At 28.5% G+C, this 17591-nt stretch carries 18 protein-coding genes; all 18 read left to right on the top strand.

All coding sequences use genetic code 11. The annotated features are described in order from the left end of the window. Nucleotides 1-9 precede the first annotated feature (9 nt). Nucleotides 10-1026: a dTDP-glucose 4,6-dehydratase gene (gene rfbB / locus JAO71_RS01705; RefSeq protein WP_116823788.1), complete on the top strand. Its 1017-nt coding sequence runs from the start codon at nucleotides 10-12 to the stop codon at nucleotides 1024-1026. Between the two features lie 11 nt (nucleotides 1027-1037). Next, on the top strand, nucleotides 1038-1901 hold the full coding sequence (rfbA, locus tag JAO71_RS01710) for a glucose-1-phosphate thymidylyltransferase RfbA (RefSeq protein WP_116823789.1): 864 nt from the start codon (nucleotides 1038-1040) through the stop codon (nucleotides 1899-1901). Between the two features lie 3 nt (nucleotides 1902-1904). Then, nucleotides 1905-2447, top strand: coding sequence for a dTDP-4-dehydrorhamnose 3,5-epimerase (gene rfbC / locus JAO71_RS01715; RefSeq protein WP_054852287.1), 543 nt, complete (start codon nucleotides 1905-1907; stop codon nucleotides 2445-2447). Continuing rightward, nucleotides 2447-3298: a dTDP-4-dehydrorhamnose reductase gene (rfbD, locus tag JAO71_RS01720; RefSeq protein ID WP_054852286.1), complete on the top strand. Its 852-nt coding sequence runs from the start codon at nucleotides 2447-2449 to the stop codon at nucleotides 3296-3298. The genes rfbC and rfbD overlap by 1 nt, the downstream gene beginning before the upstream one ends. A gap of 227 nt (nucleotides 3299-3525) precedes the next feature. Beyond that, entirely contained in the window at nucleotides 3526-4611 is a 1086-nt protein-coding gene (gene gmd / locus JAO71_RS01725) for a GDP-mannose 4,6-dehydratase (RefSeq protein WP_054852285.1), read from the top strand. A gap of 12 nt (nucleotides 4612-4623) precedes the next feature. Continuing rightward, complete coding sequence (locus JAO71_RS01730) at nucleotides 4624-5790, top strand: DegT/DnrJ/EryC1/StrS family aminotransferase (RefSeq protein ID WP_116823790.1); 1167 nt, start codon at nucleotides 4624-4626, stop codon at nucleotides 5788-5790. Further along, a complete protein-coding gene (locus tag JAO71_RS01735) occupies nucleotides 5783-6718 on the top strand; it encodes a GDP-L-fucose synthase family protein (protein ID WP_202998525.1) in 936 nt (311 codons plus the stop codon). The genes JAO71_RS01730 and JAO71_RS01735 overlap by 8 nt, the downstream gene beginning before the upstream one ends. A gap of 10 nt (nucleotides 6719-6728) precedes the next feature. Next, nucleotides 6729-7346 carry a DNRLRE domain-containing protein gene (locus JAO71_RS01740; protein WP_054852282.1) on the top strand — a complete coding sequence of 206 codons (618 nt, stop codon included), beginning with the start codon at nucleotides 6729-6731 and terminating at the stop codon, nucleotides 7344-7346. Nucleotides 7347-7758: 412 nt separating this feature from the next. Then, entirely contained in the window at nucleotides 7759-8631 is an 873-nt protein-coding gene (locus JAO71_RS01745) for an O-antigen ligase family protein (protein ID WP_202998526.1), read from the top strand. Beyond that, the gene (locus JAO71_RS01750; protein ID WP_116823792.1) at nucleotides 8621-10114 is read left to right on the top strand and encodes an oligosaccharide flippase family protein; all 1494 of its coding nucleotides are present in this window, start codon (nucleotides 8621-8623) and stop codon (nucleotides 10112-10114) included. The genes JAO71_RS01745 and JAO71_RS01750 overlap by 11 nt, the downstream gene beginning before the upstream one ends. 289 nt (nucleotides 10115-10403) lie before the next feature. After that, the gene (locus JAO71_RS01755) at nucleotides 10404-11234 is read left to right on the top strand and encodes a hypothetical protein (RefSeq protein ID WP_202998527.1); all 831 of its coding nucleotides are present in this window, start codon (nucleotides 10404-10406) and stop codon (nucleotides 11232-11234) included. Next, nucleotides 11200-12375, top strand: a complete 1176-nt coding sequence (locus JAO71_RS01760) for a glycosyltransferase family 4 protein (RefSeq protein WP_116823794.1) — start codon at nucleotides 11200-11202, stop codon at nucleotides 12373-12375. Before JAO71_RS01755 ends, JAO71_RS01760 begins: the two co-directional genes overlap by 35 nt. Continuing rightward, nucleotides 12368-13570 (top strand): hypothetical protein, encoded by a 1203-nt coding sequence (locus JAO71_RS01765; RefSeq protein WP_116823795.1) that lies wholly within the window; start codon nucleotides 12368-12370, stop codon nucleotides 13568-13570. The genes JAO71_RS01760 and JAO71_RS01765 overlap by 8 nt, the downstream gene beginning before the upstream one ends. Continuing rightward, entirely contained in the window at nucleotides 13567-14766 is a 1200-nt protein-coding gene (locus tag JAO71_RS01770) for a glycosyltransferase family 4 protein (RefSeq protein WP_116823796.1), read from the top strand. Before JAO71_RS01765 ends, JAO71_RS01770 begins: the two co-directional genes overlap by 4 nt. Before the next feature lies 1 nt (nucleotide 14767). Next, on the top strand, nucleotides 14768-15376 hold the full coding sequence (locus tag JAO71_RS01775; RefSeq protein WP_054852275.1) for a sugar transferase: 609 nt from the start codon (nucleotides 14768-14770) through the stop codon (nucleotides 15374-15376). Nucleotides 15377-15387: 11 nt separating this feature from the next. Next, the gene (locus tag JAO71_RS01780; RefSeq protein ID WP_116823797.1) at nucleotides 15388-16380 is read left to right on the top strand and encodes a beta-ketoacyl-ACP synthase III; all 993 of its coding nucleotides are present in this window, start codon (nucleotides 15388-15390) and stop codon (nucleotides 16378-16380) included. Nucleotide 16381: 1 nt separating this feature from the next. After that, nucleotides 16382-17050, top strand: a complete 669-nt coding sequence (locus tag JAO71_RS01785; protein ID WP_054852273.1) for an SDR family NAD(P)-dependent oxidoreductase — start codon at nucleotides 16382-16384, stop codon at nucleotides 17048-17050. Between the two features lie 2 nt (nucleotides 17051-17052). Then, on the top strand, nucleotides 17053-17589 hold the full coding sequence (locus JAO71_RS01790) for a GNAT family N-acetyltransferase (protein WP_202998528.1): 537 nt from the start codon (nucleotides 17053-17055) through the stop codon (nucleotides 17587-17589). Nucleotides 17590-17591: the final 2 nt, after the last annotated feature.

The raw sequence follows: 17591 nt of genomic DNA on the forward strand, positions 1-17591 counted from the left end.
TTAAGTTTTATGGGTAAATCAACAATATTAGTAACTGGAGGAGCAGGTTTTATAGGGTCTAATTATATTAATTATTTTCTAGATCGTTATCCTCAAAAAAATATTGTGAACATTGATAATTTGACTTATGCAGGAGATTTATCTAATTTAAGGTCTATTGAAAATCACAAAAATTATACCTTTATTAAAGGGGATATTTGTAATAAGGAGTTAATTGAAAAATTATTTTTAAAATATCAATTTGAAGGAGTGATTCATTTTGCTGCAGAGTCTCATGTTGATAATTCAATTACTAATCCTAGTGCTTTTATAGATACAAATATAACAGGAACATTCAATTTGATTGATGTTGCCAAAGTACATTGGATGACATCTCCCTTCAAGTTTAGAGAAGGTAAGGAGAATAATCGTTTTCACCATATATCTACAGATGAAGTCTATGGTAGTTTAGGAGAAATCGGTTTATTTACAGAAGAGACACCTTACGCTCCAAATAGTCCTTATAGTGCTTCAAAAGCATCATCAGATCTAATTGTACGAAGCTATTTTCATACTTATGGAATGAATGTAGTGACTACAAATTGCTCTAATAATTATGGGCCAAAACAACATGATGAAAAGTTAATACCTACTATTATAAAAAAAGCTATTTCAGGTGAAAATATTCCAATTTATGGTGATGGTAAAAATATCAGAGATTGGTTATATGTAGTTGATCACTGTAAAGGGATTGATTTAGTTTATAAAACAGGAAAAGCAGGGGAAACTTATAACATTGGAGGAAGAAATGAGCGTAATAATTTAACAATTGTTGACAGTATATGTTCAATTTTAGATAAAATTAGACCATCTAGTAAATCCTATAAAGAACAAATAACATTTGTTAAAGATAGACCTGGACACGATTTTAGATACGCAATAGATGCATCTAAAATAGAAAAAGAATTAGGTTGGAAAGCTGATGAGGATTTTGAATCTGGAATTAAGAAAACAATAGATTGGTATTTAGCGAAGTATATTAATTAAAAGAGTTAAAAATGAAAGGAATAATACTTGCAGGTGGTTCAGGCACTAGACTTCACCCATTAACTAAAGTATTAAGTAAACAGTTGATGCCTATTTACGATAAGCCCATGATATATTATCCTTTAGCGACTTTAATTAACGCTGGTATCAGAGAGATTTTAATTATTTCAACTCCAGATCATTTACCCTTATTTCAACAATTATTAGGGAATGGCTCGCATTTAGGTTGTGAGTTTCAATATGAAGTTCAAGCTGCTCCTAACGGATTAGCGGAAGCTTTTATTATAGGGAAAGAGTTTATTGGTAAAGACAAAGTAGCATTAATTTTAGGTGATAATATATTTTATGGAACAGGTTTATCCGATTTGTTAAAATCAAATAATGATCTCGATGGAGGTATAGTTTACGCTTATCATGTTACAGACCCTGAGCGTTATGGTGTTGTAAACTTTGATCAAAATGGTAAAGCATTATCTATTGAAGAGAAACCTCAAAAACCAAAATCTAATTACGCAGTTCCTGGAATATATTTTTATGATAATAGTGTTATACAGATAGCTGAAAATATAAAACCAAGTCATAGAGGAGAATTGGAAATTACAGATGTAAATAAAGTGTATTTAGAAAAAGGTAAACTACAAGTATCAATCTTGGATAAAGGTACCGCTTGGTTGGATACAGGTACATTTAATTCTTTGATGCAAGCGTCACAATTTGTTCAAGTTATAGAAGAACGTCAAGGTCTAAAAATAGGAGCTATTGAAGAAGCGGCATATAGAAGCGGATTTATATCAAAGCAACAATTAATAGATTTAGCAACACCATTACTTAAAAGTGGTTATGGAGAGCATTTAATTAGTTTAGTAAATCAATAATTCATGAATATAGTCCAAACAAAACTTAAAGACTGCTATATTTTTGAGCCAACTGTATTTGGTGATAATCGTGGTTATTTTTTTGAAAGTTATAATAAAGTAAAATTTGAGTCTTTAATAGGTAAATCCGTTAACTTTATTCAAGACAATGAGGCGTTTTCTAATAAAGGTGCTTTAAGAGGACTTCATTTTCAAAAAGGAGAATTTGCTCAAGCAAAATTAGTAAGAGTGACTCATGGTCTTGTATTGGATGTAGCAGTAGATTTGCGAAAAGATTCTGAAACCTTTTTACAACACATCGCTGTAGAGTTGTCTTCGGACAATAAAAAACAATTGTTTGTGCCTCGAGGATTTGCTCATGGTTATGTCGTTTTAAGCGATACAGCAATGTTTAATTATAAATGTGACAATGTTTATAATAAAGCATCAGAAGGTGGTGTAATCTATAGTGATCAAGACTTAAAAATAGACTGGAAACTTAATCCTGAGCTATTTATTGTTTCAGAGAAAGATAAAATCCTTCCAACAATAAAAGAATTATATTAATGAAAAAAATCCTTGTAACAGGTTCAAAAGGACAACTAGGATTATGTTTAAAAACAAAATCTAAAGAGCTAAATACTTTAGATTTTGTTTTTTTAGATAGTAAAGAATTGGATATTACTAATGTTAATCAAATAAACCAAGTTTTTAAAAACAATAACTTTGATTATTGCATTAATTGTGCTGCATATACTGCAGTTGATAAAGCAGAAGATGATAATGACAAAGCATATAATATAAACGTCTTTGGAGCCAGAAATTTAGCTCAAGCCTCTAAAAAATTTAAGGTCATATTAATTCATATATCAACAGATTTTGTTTTTAATGGTAAGGCTAAAAAACCTTATAAAGAAACAGATTTAACAAGCCCTTTAGGTGTATATGGAGCTACGAAGTTAAAAGGTGAAAAAGAAATTCAATCAATTTTAAATGAGTACTATATAGTTAGAACCTCTTGGCTCTACTCAGAATTTAAAAATAATTTTGTAAAAACAATGCTTAATTTAGCAACTAGAAAGACTGAGTTAAGTATAATTAATGACCAAATAGGAACACCTACTAACGCGAATGATTTATCAGACGTAATAGCAAAAATAATTAGGAGTGATAAAAACAAATTCGGCTTATATCATTACAGTAACTTAGGAGAAACAACATGGTATGAATTCGCACAAAAAATTTTTGATTTAACTAATACTAAAATCAAATTAACACCTATAACTACAGCTCAATATGTAACCAAAGCATTAAGACCCAAATATAGCGTCATGGATAAATCAAAAATAATAGACACCTTTGATTTAGAGATTTTAAATTGGTCTAAAAGTTTAGAAAAAAACATCACTAAAATGTAATTATATTAAAACATTTATTTAAAATTAATTCATAACTAAATATTTAAAACAAATAAGTACGTTCTGTATTTTAAGAAGAATTCCTACCGTACATGACATAAACACTAGTACTAATTTAATTTAAGAGTAAACAAGAAAGACTAATAATTGGTTTTCACTTTAAAAACAATATCTTTGACCCATATTATGGTAATTTCATAACCAATTAGTTAAAAAATAGGAATATAATGCAACAAAAAAAAGCACTAATAACAGGTATAACTGGTCAAGATGGATCTTTCTTAGCTGAGTTATTAATTGAAAAAGGATATGAAGTACATGGTGTAATCAGAAGAAGTTCTTCTTTTAATACGGAAAGGATAGAACACTTGTATATTGATGAGTTAATTAGAGACCTGCACTCTAACAGAAAAATAACACTTCATTATGGTGACATGACGGATACTTCAAACTTAATAAGATTAGTTAAGCAAATTGAACCAGATGAAATCTATAATTTAGCAGCACAATCGCATGTTAAAGTCTCTTTTGATTTGCCAGAATATACTGCTAAAACAGATGCTTTAGGCACGTTAAGCTTATTAGAGGCTGTTAGGATATGTGAGTTAGAAAAGAAAACTAGAATATATCAAGCATCTACTTCAGAGCTTTATGGAAAAGTACAAGAAATCCCTCAGAAGGAAACGACTCCTTTCTATCCAAGATCTCCCTATGGAGTTGCAAAAATGTACGCATATTGGATTACAAAAAATTATAGAGAATCTTACGGTATGTATGCTGTTAACGGTATCTTGTTTAATCATGAGTCTGAAAGACGTGGGGAAACATTTGTAACTAGAAAAATCACCCTTGCAGCCTCTAGGATTGCGGAAGGAACTCAAGATAAATTATATTTAGGAAATTTAGATTCGTTAAGAGATTGGGGATATGCTAAAGACTATGTTGAGTGTATGTGGCTAATGTTACAACACCCAGAGCCAGAAGATTTTGTAATAGCAACAGGAAAGCAATATTCAATTAGACACTTTAGTGAATTATCATTTAAAGAAGTAGGAATTGATATTATATGGGAAGGTAAAGGTGTAGAAGAAATCGGTAAATGTAAAAAAACAGGCAAAGTATTAATAGAAGTAGATCCAAAATACTTTAGGCCTGCAGAAGTTGAAACTTTACTTGGTGATCCATCAAAAGCAAACAAATTATTAGGATGGAACTCTAGTAAAACCCCAATTGAAGAGTTAGTTAAAATTATGATCAAACATGACCTTCAATTAGCAAAAAAAGAACACACTATAAAAAAATCATTTGATTAAAAATATTTTATAATGAGATATACCTTATCTGATAATACTTGGGATAATAAAGAGTTTGAAGCTTTAAATGAAGTTATAGCATCTGGATTCTTCTCAATGGGAGAAAAAGTAAAAGCTTTTGAACTGGACTTTGCTAAAAAATTCAATTCAAAATATGCAGTGATGTCTAACTCTGGATCATCAGCTAATTTATTAGCAATAGCAGCTTTAGTTTATTCAAAAAAACTTAACGCTGGTGATGAGGTTTTAGTACCTGCTGTATCTTGGAGTACAACCTACTTTCCCTTATCTCAACATAATTTAAAATTAAAGTTTATTGACATAGATGCAAAAACTTTAAATATAGACGTTACTCAAGTAGAAGCAGCAATTACCCCTAATACTAAAGCTATCTTTGCAGTAAATTTACTTGGTAATCCAAATGATTTTGATACATTAAATAACATATGTAAAAAACATAATTTAATCCTTTTAGAGGATAATTGTGAATCAATGGGAGCTTTTTATAAAGGTAAAGCTGCCGGAACAATTGGAGAAATGGGAACATACTCTACTTTTTACTCTCATCATCTTTGCACAATGGAGGGAGGGATGACAGTTACAGATAACGAAGAGCTTTATCATTACATGTTATCTATTAGAGCGCATGGTTGGACAAGAAACCTACCAAAAGACAGTAAAATATATAAGAAAAAAGAAGATGCTTTTTACGAAAGCTTCAATTTTATAATGCCAGGATATAACCTAAGACCAATCGAAATGGAAGGGGCTTTAGGAATTGAGCAATTAAAGAAATTAGATGGTATTATTGATCAAAGACGTGAAAATGCTAAATATTTTAAATCTCAAATTAATGGCTTAGAAGGATATAGATTTCAACAAGAAACAGAGGACAGTTCTTGGTTTGGGTTTGCAATAATTTTAGAAGGAAAAAACAAAGGTAAGAGAAGCCAATTAGTGAAACTTTTAGATCAAAATAATATTGATGCAAGACCAGTTGTTGCAGGTAATTTTGTGAGAAATAAAGCAGTTGAGTATTTAGATTATAGTGTGCATAATTCATTGGAAAATGCTGATTACATTCATGACGAAGCTTTTTTTGTAGGTAATCATTCTAAAGACAATAAAGAGCATGTAGACCGTTTAATAAGTTGTCTTAAATCTTTTTCAAATGCATAAAGATGCTAAAATATATGTAGCTGGACATAATGGTATGTTGGGCTCTGCTATTGTAAGAGCACTAAAAAAAGAAGGTTATCACAACATTGTTTTTAGAAGATCTTTTGAATTAGATTTAAAAAAACAAGAAGCAGTTAATAGTTTTTTTAAAACCGAAAAGCCAGAATATGTATTTTTAGTTGCTGCAAAAGTTGGTGGAATTGGTGCCAATATTGAAAGGCCAGCTGAGTTTTTATATGATAATTTAATGATTAATTCCAATATCATCGAAGCTGCATACCAAAATAAAGTGTCTAAATTACTATTTTTAGGTAGTTCTTGTATATACCCAAGATTATCTCAACAACCTATGAAAGAAGAGTACCTTTTAGATGGTAAATTAGAGCCAACTAACGAAGGGTATGCCTTAGGCAAAATTGCAGGAATTAAACTTTGCGAGTATTATAATAAGCAATATGGGACAAACTTTATATCAGCAATGCCACCTAATTTGTATGGTGAAAATGATAATTTTGATCCAGCACATTCTCATGTTATAGGAGCTCTTTTAAGAAAATTTCACACTGCCAAAATAAACAACGATTCAGAGGTAGTAATGTGGGGTACGGGAAGTGCTAAAAGAGAGTTTATGTATGTTGATGACGCAGCTAGTGCTTGCTTATTTTTAATGAATAACTACAATGAGAATCAACATATTAATATTGGTTCAGACGAGGATGTTCAAATCTTAGAATTAGCAGAAATAATTAAAGGAATCACAGGATTTGAAGGTCAAATAGTTAAAGATACTACAAAACCAGACGGTATGCCTAGAAAGCTAATGGATAGCTCTAAAATGCATGAGTTAGGTTGGAAACACTCTGTTGAATTAAAAGAGGGGTTAGAAAAAACCTTTAAATTTTTTTTAGAACAAGAAAAACAAAGATAAATTTTACAAAATGAAGTTTTTTAAAATAATAATTTCACTAAGCATCTTATCGTTTTGTTCTTGTAATAATAACAAAACAATAAAAGCAGTTTTTCAACCAGATGAAATTCTGGGTAAGGATGTAGTTATATCCGAGGCATATGAAGAGAGAAACTACTCGCATTTAGAGAGATTACATTTATTATCGTTGACAGTTCAAGATACTATAGACAATGATAGTCGGTTTTTAATTCGTTTTGGGTTTGCTTCAATTCCTCAAACTGCAAAAATAGATTCAGCTTTTATATATTTGAAAGCAATCGAACCTGGACATTTTGGAGAGAAAAATTCGTTTTACATACAACGCTCTAAATCAGTTTGGATTAATAAAGACGTCAATTGGCAGAATCAACCAGAAGGAGACGAAACTGATCAAATTTTAATAGATGCTCCAACAGATAAAATGCAATCCTACAAAATAGACGTTACTAATTACGTTGAAAATGTAATTAATAAAACCTATCCTAATTATGGATATATATTTAGGCTAGAGAGTGAAGAAAAGCCTTATAAAGGTATTCGATTTTGCTCCAGTAATCATTTAAATGAAGATAGTAGGCCTAAATTAGAGGTTTTTTATAGAGAATAAAATAGTGTCATAAATGAATTCAGTTTTATTTCAAATTAATAATAATAAGCAGAAAATTTCTTTTCTGCTTATTTGTTTATTAATGTTTTTCCCGATGTTTGAGGTTAAAACTAACTCTAAAATTATACTGTTTTTTTTTATTTTTAGTGTCGTATTAAATTTTAAAAAAGGAATTAACTCTATTAAGAATACCCCTTTAAAAGGCTTGGTAATAAATAGTTTGTTTTTTTTACTATTAATAGTTTCTATAATTTATACTTCGGACAAAAACACAGGGCTTAAAATTATTACCAGACAATTATCGTTTATTTTATTTCCAATAATTGTTTTTTATTTTATTAATCTTACAAAAAAACAACTAATTATTTTAGCTAAATTATTTGTCTTAGCTAACGTATTATCTGTTCTTTATTTGTGTTTTAAGCTTTCTGAAAACGTCTCTATTTTAGAAGTCGCTACTAATAATTTTGATTTTAGATCAATAATTAATACAGGCACTTATAAGGATTGGCATCCAACGTATATTAGCGCGTTTATATTGACTAGTATAATATTATTGATTGAGTCTTGTTATTCTGTAAGTAAAAAGGCTTATAAAGCATTAGTTATAGTAATTGTAATAGCACTTAGTTTGTTTTTATTTATGCTTAATTCTAGAGCAGTAGTATATTCTTATATTATCATTATACCTGTATATATATTTATAAAAACCAAAACTCTAAAAGGTAGAGTTATATTTCTTTTATTATGTATTCCGTTTTTAGTTGGATTTTATTATTTATTGATGAATAATTTTTCTTTAAATTATAGGTTAGTACTGCAACTAGAGAAAGTGTATACTTGGTTGACAGACGCTACAGTGTCTACAAGTGGTATAGATGGTAGGTATTTTATAAACCAATGTAATACCAATTTGTTTTTAAATAATCCATTTTTAGGCTATGGAATTGGAGATGTAAGTTATAACTTAAGTAATTGCTATTTGGACATGGAGTTTATAGAATTGTACGAAAATAATCTAAACACTCATAACAACTATTTTTATTTATTGTTGTCTGGTGGTTTAATTACACTTTGTGCATTTTTAGTTTTAATAATTAACAATATGATTTTGTCCATAAAAACTAAAAATTATGCTTATTTCTTTGTTTTAACCCTATTAATGGTGGTGTTTTTAACAGAGACATTTTTTGAAAGATTAAACGGGATTATATTTTTTTCAGCCTTTAATTCATTGTATTATTATTACGTTTCAAATTTTCAAAAATTAAATAATGAGTATTAAAAATAATCTATATAATATATTTGGGGGAGCAGGTAGAGCTATTCTGTTTCTTTTAACCATCCCATTGATGGTTAATTATATGGGTGTGGAAAAATTTGGTGTTTGGGCTCTAATTACTTCTATTGGTAACATAGCCTTAATGCTTGATGTCGGTATTGCTTCTACAACAATGCACTTTGTTTCAGAAATTAATGCTCTGGAAACTAAGGAGGAGGTAGAGCATAAAACTAAAACAGTTATACCCATTTTACTTATAATTAATGTTTTGCTTAGTGCAATTGTAGCGATATCTTTTTTGTTTTTTACTACAGAAATAGCACATATTTTTTTAAATAATAGTATAGTCAGTGATGATATTATTATTGCCTTAAGATGGATTGGTTTATACTCTTCAATAATGTTAATTCAACATTTGTTTTCAGGTATTATGCAAGCTTACAATCAATTTTTGACAGTTAACATTATTAAATTTATTAATATTTTTGTTATAAATATTGGGTTATTGGTTTTTAGTTTTTTAGAAGAAGACTTTGTAACACTTACATTTTACATGTTTTCAATTAGTATTTTAACCTTATTGACTTACATTTATTTAGCCTCAAAAAAGTTAAATATTTTTAAAATAAAACCCAAATTTGATTATCAAACTACAAAAAACATTATAAGTTATTCTGGAACAACTTGGGTTGGTTATTTCGGAAGTGTTATTTTTACCCAATTTGATAAAATAATCATAGGTAAAATAACAACACCAGAAATACTAGGTATTTATGCAGCAATAATTTCTATCACTAGTTATATTAGTTCAATTGCAACTGTTGGGTTACAACCAATAATTCCGAGGCTTACAGAGCTTTGGACCAAAGTTAAAACAAAAAAGGAAGAATTTGTAAATGAGTATAAACACGCTATCCAATTTAATACTTTCTTGATATTCTTTGCATCCCTTTTAATGCTAATCATTTATAAGGTGTTATTAGAAAATATTATGAATATTAATTTAGATATCTATCCAGATTCTATTTTAGCTTTCAAATTAGCTATTTTTATATATGCATTTAATTCTTTAAGTATTCCAGGGTTTTACACACTTATGGCAATTAAAAAGACAAAGTATATTGGGATTTGGCAGTTGACAGGTTCTTTTCTAGCATTATTTAGTATTTATTTATTTGGTCAATCTTATGGTTTATACGGTGTAATTATTGGTAATATTGGATTAATTATAACTTTAATGTTTAATATTATTACAGCTAAGATTATTGTAAAAAAACCGTTTGAATGGTTTAAATATATCTTTAAACCAATACTAATTTTTAGTATTACAATTAGTTTAATTTTAATGGTTAATAATGTTTATCTAGACTCTTTATTTGCCTTAATTGCAATTATTTTATTAGTGATTTGGTATTTTAATCAACAACCAGAATTATTAATTATTATTTCTAACGTTATAAAGAAGAGGAAAAATGAAGTTCTTTAAATTTCTTAGCGAAAACCTTTTTAAGAAGTCTTTTGTTATAATCTTCATTTTGACATTCTTCTTGTATTCATTTTCATTTAGATTTAGTTTTTTACTTTATATTGTACCTTTAGCTTTTTTTATTGCCTATCTTTTTTTTAATAGAAATTTTAAAATAAAACTTAAAGCTTTAATCTTTTACTTTTTATTAATATCATTTGCACTTTTATTATTTGCTGGAGGTCTAATTGATTTTGATTTTTTAGTTAGAGTTAAATCAGCTATGTATCTTGCTTTATTTTTTATACCAATGAGTTATATTTTTTATTGTGAAGTAGATAAACATGATTTACAAACCACATATAAAAATTTATTATTGTCCTACTTTATACTTGGGCTTTTTATATTCTTTCTACATTCTAATGGTTTAATAAATAGTAATAGATATCAGCATGTAGGTAATATCTTGGCAGGTTTAACAATTTTACTTTTTGGTCTTAAATCTAAATGGTATAAATGGGTTTTTATTTCTATAATTTTCTTTTTATTGCTTTTATCAGGCTCTAGACAAGCACTTGTAGGGCTAGTATTTACTTTAATGGTGTACTTGTTAGTGTCTAACTTTAAAAGCGTTATGTACGCTACTATAGTAGGTTTAATTATATTTTTAAATTGGGATTATATTTTTAAAAAAATTGAATTATTTGCTCATGAAAAAAATATAGCAACACTAATACGTATGACTTATGCAATTAAATCTAATGGAGGTGCGAGTGTACAAGTAAGATTTGACATTTATAAAAATTTGATTCAAGAAATTAATTTTTTACCCAACCTTTCTTTTTCTCCAAATAAAGATTCATTGTTACCACATAATTTTTTTCTTGAATATTTCGTAACCTCAGGTTATCTTCTAGGAAGTCTATTTTTTATATTTATTATATATCTTTTTATACAGACTATTTACAATCATAAAAACAATGTTTTAGTATATTTTTCAATATTCTATTTTGTTCCCTTTAATGTGTCTTCAGGTTTGACATCCGCAAAATATTTTTTATATTATTGTTTGTTAGTCATTATTATTCAATCAAAAAAAGTAAAGTATGAAAGTCTTATTAGTAAGCGGAAGTGTAAGTAATTCAGGTCATGGGACTGTGTATTTAAACAATATACATAAAAACTTAAAGGATATTGATACAGATATTTTTGTACCCAAAGATGCTATTTTAGGAGACACGGATATTGATGTAAACAGCATACATAAAAGTGATTTAAGCTTCTCTAAATTATCAAGGCAAAACTATGCTAAGTATGGTAAATTGGGTATAGTTAAAAGGGGTTTCGACAGGGTTTTTAATGGTATTAAATTTCACAAAGATTTACTAAAACATTTAAAAATTAAAAACTATGATGTTGTCCATATTCTTGATTCAGAATATATATCGTATTGGTATTTAGCTAAAAAACTAAAAAACAAGCATGTAAGATTAGTTTACACATTACATGCTTCAGATTTTAATTTGCAATCTTTTACAATTGGATCGGTTTACAAGTATCTAATTAAAACTATGCTAAACAAAAGTTTTAGTAAAACTGCCCATGTTGTATGTCATGGAGAGTGGATTAAGGATAGATTAGTTTTGGCATTTCCAAAATTAAAAAACAAAATTTCTGGTATTGATTACCCAAGTAATGCGTATACAAAAATTGATAAAGACAACCTTAAAGCAGAACTTGGAGTACCTTTAGATAAAACTATTATATCATTTTTAGGAATGATAAGACGTGACAAAAAAATAGAGGTTGCAATTCAAACTATTAAACAATTACCAGATAATTTTCATTTTGTTATAGCAGGAAGTTTATCTGATTATAAGTTAGAAGAGATTGAAAGCCTAATAAAAGAGGCTAAAATAGAAAGCAGAGTAACCAGAACATTTAAATATTTGAGTTTAAAAGAATATGAAGATAATTTTAAGGCTTCAGATATTTTTTTATCAACACATAGTGATAGTTTCCCTTCTGCTAGCGGACCTGTAAGTGATGCCAGATCCTACGGTGTACCTGTAGTAGTACCTCCCAAAGGACAACTAGAAATGTATGTAAATATTAATAAAGTAGGTCAGGTAGCAAAAAAGCATAATGCTAAGGACTTTGCTGACGCCTGTTTACTTGTTAATAATGAAATTAATCACTATAAGAATAATGTTATTAAAGTTTCTCAAAATCTGTCATGGGAAAGTTTCGGAAATAAACATGTAAGTATCTATAATGGGTAAAATAACGGACAAAATTTATAATAAAAACTTTCTATTAAAAAATAGTTTGCTGTTTTTTTTTACATACGATTTTATTATAAAATTATTTGTATCTTATGATATAGCCAATCTTACATATTATAGATATGGTATTGTTTTTAAAATATTAATTATAATTAGTGCTTACATCTCTTACAATCAATATAAAGTTGATTACAAGTTTTTAACTCCAATAATTTTACTATCTATTTCGTTTTTAGTTAGTCAATTATCCTTCTCTTCTACATTAAATCAAGCAAATATTTTATTTAATGGACACTATTTTTTAAATAGTGTATTTGCATTATTATTTGTTTATATGTTTAATAAAACGATAATTTTAAGGGTTTTAAATTACCAAATAAAATTTTTCATTTGGTTTATGGCATTAAATTCTGTGGCAATATTGATAGGCTATTTTTTTAGCTTAAATATTTTTAAATCTTATTTTTTTGGAGGAACTAGGTTTGGGTTTCAAGGGTTGTTATTATATCATAGTGAAGCTGGTTATATTTATTTTATAGCTATATGTATGGCTTATTATTTATACCTTAAAAATAGTAACGCGTTTTTAGGAGGAGTGTTACTTTTACTTTTTGTTACTTCATTTATAATTGGGACAAAAAAAGCATCATTTCTATCTTTAATATTTTTTCTATATTTTTTTATTGACAATATCAAGTTGCTAAAAAAAAGAGGAACTTATTATTTTTTAGCAAGTATTTTAATTATTACCTTTTTATTTAGACATATAATTGTAGATATTTTTACTAAACAGTTTTCTTTATTTGTAAGATTGTATTCAGAAGAAGGCTTTTTTACATCTTTCACTTCTTATAGGAATGTACTTTTACAAAAGTATTTTATTCCTTATATTAATGATAATTGGGGTGTTTTAAATTATATATTTGGAGGACCAAAATTTGCAAATAGTCGAGTTGAGTTAGAATTATTTGATTTAATACTCTTTTTTGGGCTTGGTGGTATTGTTGCATATGTTTCGTTCTTCAAAAATCTTTGTACAAGTTCTACTAAGTATTCTAATTTCATAATATTTAGTCTTATTTTCGCATCATTATTCTCGGGGAATTTACTTTCAAGTGTTAATACAATGGTAATCATGTTTGTGTCTGTACTATTTGTTAACTACGATAGAGAACAAAGTTTACAGAAATGAAAATAGTTTACATACATCAATATTTTAGAAAACCAACAGAGTCTGGAGGTACTAGATCATATTGGATAGCCAAAGAGTTAATTAAGAAAAATCATGATGTTTTAGTTATAAGTACTAAAAACAACATGCATACTTCAAAAAAACACGAAATTGTTGATGGGATTAAAGTATTATACTTAAACGTACCATACTCTAACAACTTATCAATCATATCTAGAATTAAGTCTTTCTTGTCATTTATGTTTATGTCAAGTTATTACTTATTAAAAGAAAAAAATGTAGATGCTGTTTTTGCAACATCGACACCTTTAACAGTTGGATTTCCTGCATTAATAGCTAAATGGTTTAAAAAGATTCCATATACTTTTGAAGTTAGAGATTTATGGCCTGAAGTTCCAATCCAAATGGGTGCTTTAAAAAACAAACTGTTAATAAAATTAGCTGTAGGGTTTGAAAAAACAATATATAAAAATGCTAGCCATATTATTGCATTATCACCAGGCATGGAAAAAGGCGTGTTAAAGTTTATTAAAGACCGCACAAAAGTTAGCATGATACCAAATATGTCTAAGATTCATGAGTTTTTTCCTAGAGCAGTATCAGACCAGCAAAAAACAAACTTAGGTTTAAATCCGCAAAAGTTTAATTGTATTCATTTTGGAGCAATGGGTAGGGCTAACGGTTTAGAACATCTTTTTGAAGCAGCAAAATATGCAAAAGACAACAATATAACGACCATTAATTTTGTGTTTTTAGGTGAAGGTGTTTTATTTGAAACCTTTAAAAAATATGTACAAGACAACGCATTAGATAATGTAAAATTTTTAGGCACAAAAGCATTGATTGAAGTGTCAGAAATTGTAAATGCATGTGACGTGTCACTTGTTAGTTTCGCTAATATTGAAATTTTAAAAACTAATTCACCTAACAAATTATTTGATTCTTTATCTGCAGGTAAACCAATAATAGTTAATTCTGCAGGTTGGACTAAAACCATGGTAGAGGATAATAATTGTGGTTTTTATGCTGACATTACAAGTCCACAGCAATTAGTTGAAAAAATACAGGTTTTACAGAAAGATATAGATTTATATAATACGTTTTCTATTAACTCTAGACAGTTAGCAGAGACTAAATATGATAAGTCTATCCTAGTGCCACAAGTAGTTAAAGTTATTGAAAACACAAAAAAATAGAATGTACAAAAACGTCTTTAAACCATTTTTTGATTTTATAGCAGCATTACTATGCTTATTAGTTTTTAGCCCAATATTTATTATTGTCTACTTGTCATTGGCATATGTAAATAAAGGAAATCCTTTTTTTTTCCAGACTAGACCTGGTAAAAATGGTAAACTTTTTAATATTATTAAGTTTAAAACGATGACAGAGGACAAAGATAAAAACGGAGTGTTATTACCGGATGTTGACCGCTTAACTAATTTAGGTAAATTTGTAAGAAAAACATCCTTGGATGAGTTACCACAGTTAATAAATGTAATAAAAGGAGATATGAGTATTATTGGTCCTAGACCTTTACTACCACATTATTTAGAGTTATATACAGACGAACAAAAAAAAAGACATCTAGTTAGACCAGGGATTACAGGGTTGTCTCAAGTTAAAGGTAGAAACTTAATGAAATTTAGTCAGCGTTTTATAAATGATACTTGGTATGTAGAAAATCTTACCTTTGTGTTAGATATAAAAATTGTGTTTTTAACCATTAAAAAAATAATATCATCAGAAGGTATTGTTTCTGGACAAGATGTAACGGATGTCGATGATTTAGGTTTTAATAAATAGTATAAAAATTTATGAGTAAATTAGTAAGAAGAGCAAAAATAAAAGGAACAGGGTCTTATACCCCAGATAAAATTTATACTAACGAATTTTTAGAAACTATTGTAGACACAAAGTCTGATTGGATATATAAAAATTTAGGAATTAAAGAACGTCACATAGCTGCTGATGATGAAGCAACAAGTGATTTAGCAGCAAAAGCAGGTTTAAAAGCTATCGAAGCTGCTGGTTTAACGGTAGACGATATTGAGTTAATTGTTGTCGCTACATCTACTCCTGATAGATTAGCACCATCTACAGCATGTATAGTACAGGACAAAATAAAGGCTTATAACGCAGTTGCTTTTGATATATCCGCAGTATGTTCTGGGTTTTTATATGGTATGTCTGTAGTTAGTCAATTTGTAGCAAGCGGAGTTTATAATAATGTATTAATTATTGGAGCAGATACATTTTCTAAAATCACAGATTGGACAAGAAGAGACTGTGTGTTTTTTGGTGATGGTGCAGGCGCAGCAGTTATATCTAACGCTAATGATTCTGAAGGGTTTTTAGCATTTAAATTAGGATCAGATGGTTCTGGAAAAGACAATTTCACTATTCCAGCTGGAGGTTCTCAAACACCAACTTCTAAAAAAACTCTTGAAGAAGGTCTTCATTATTTTCAGATGAATGGTAAAGCAGTATTTGATACAGCAACAAAGGTGTTACCAATGGTTATAAATGATGTTTTAGAACAATCTAACTTGTCAATTAATGACATTAAATACATGATTCCTCATCAACCAAGTATTGGTATTTTGAAAAAAACAGCAGATATTATTGGTCTCCCTTTTGAAAAAGTAATGACTAACATGGATAAATATGCTAACACGTCAGGTGGTACAATACCAATAGTATTAGACGAAACCATAAGATCTGGTAAAGTAAAAAGTGGAGATTATTTACTTTTTGCAGCAGTAGGAAGTGGTTGGACGTATGGAGCAGCAATAATTAAATGGATATAATATGATTATAATTACAGGAGCATCAAAAGGAATCGGAAAATTTTTATACGAATCTTATAAATCTCAAGGATTTGATGTAATTGGTACATACCATTCATCAAAAGTAGAAGGTTTATATAAATTAGATATATCAAATAAATTAGAAGTTGAGCAATTTGTAGAAAGTATTAAGGATAAATTATCAAATGTAGTTTTAATCTCTTGTTCAGGTACTTCATATAGTTCATTTGCTCATAAATCTGATATAGATTTATGGGAAAGTGTTGTGGATGTTAACCTTAAAGGAACATTTAATATAATTAGAAACTTACTTCCTTACATGAGGCAAGATGGATTTGGTAGAATTATCAATTTTTCTTCTGTTGTAGCGCAAATGGGGGTGCATGGTACAAGCGCTTATGCAGCATCTAAGTCAGCTTTATGGGGAATGACTAAAGCAATTGCTATAGAAAATGCAACAAAAAACATTACCATAAATAATATAAATTTAGGGTATTTTGAAATTGGAATGGGGCTAGATATGCCTGCTGATTACAAAAAAATCATAATGGAGAAAATTCCTACTAAATCATTTGGTAACCCAGAAGATATAATTAAAACGATAAATTATATTAAAGATACTTCTTACTTAAATGGAGCTAACATAGATTTAAACGGAGCAATTATATAACTATGGAATCAGAAAGAATTTTATTTAAAGCACTAGAAAAAGAAGACTTACCGCTTAGAGTTGAATGGCTAAATAACAAAATAGTGAGAGATACACTATTTGTTCAATTCCCACTGTCTTTAAAAGAAACAGAAGCCTGGTATGAAAGAGTTTTACAAGATAACTCTAGACGTGACCTAATGTTAGTGGAAAAAGAAACAGGTAAAGCAATAGGGTTTGCTGGTTATGTAAATATTGATTGGTTAAACCGTAAAGCAGAACCTTTTATAGCAATTGGAGATACTGAAGCTTGGGGTAAAAGATACGGTACAGAGGTTGTACATTATTTATTAGATTACGGTTTTAATGAACTAGGATTTAATAGACAATATGGCTTCATATTGGACTTCAATAAAGGTGCAGTAAAAATGGATTTAAGAGCAGGTTTTGAGGAAGAAGGTTTACTAATCGATGACGTCTTTGTTCATGGTAAATTTCATAACAGAATCATGGTTGGTGTTACTAGAGATAAGTTTAATAAAAGATTTGATAAAAAGTAGTA

Origin of the sequence: Olleya sediminilitoris (assembly GCF_016785945.1) — a bacterium.
GTDB lineage: Bacteria > Bacteroidota > Bacteroidia > Flavobacteriales > Flavobacteriaceae > Olleya > Olleya sediminilitoris.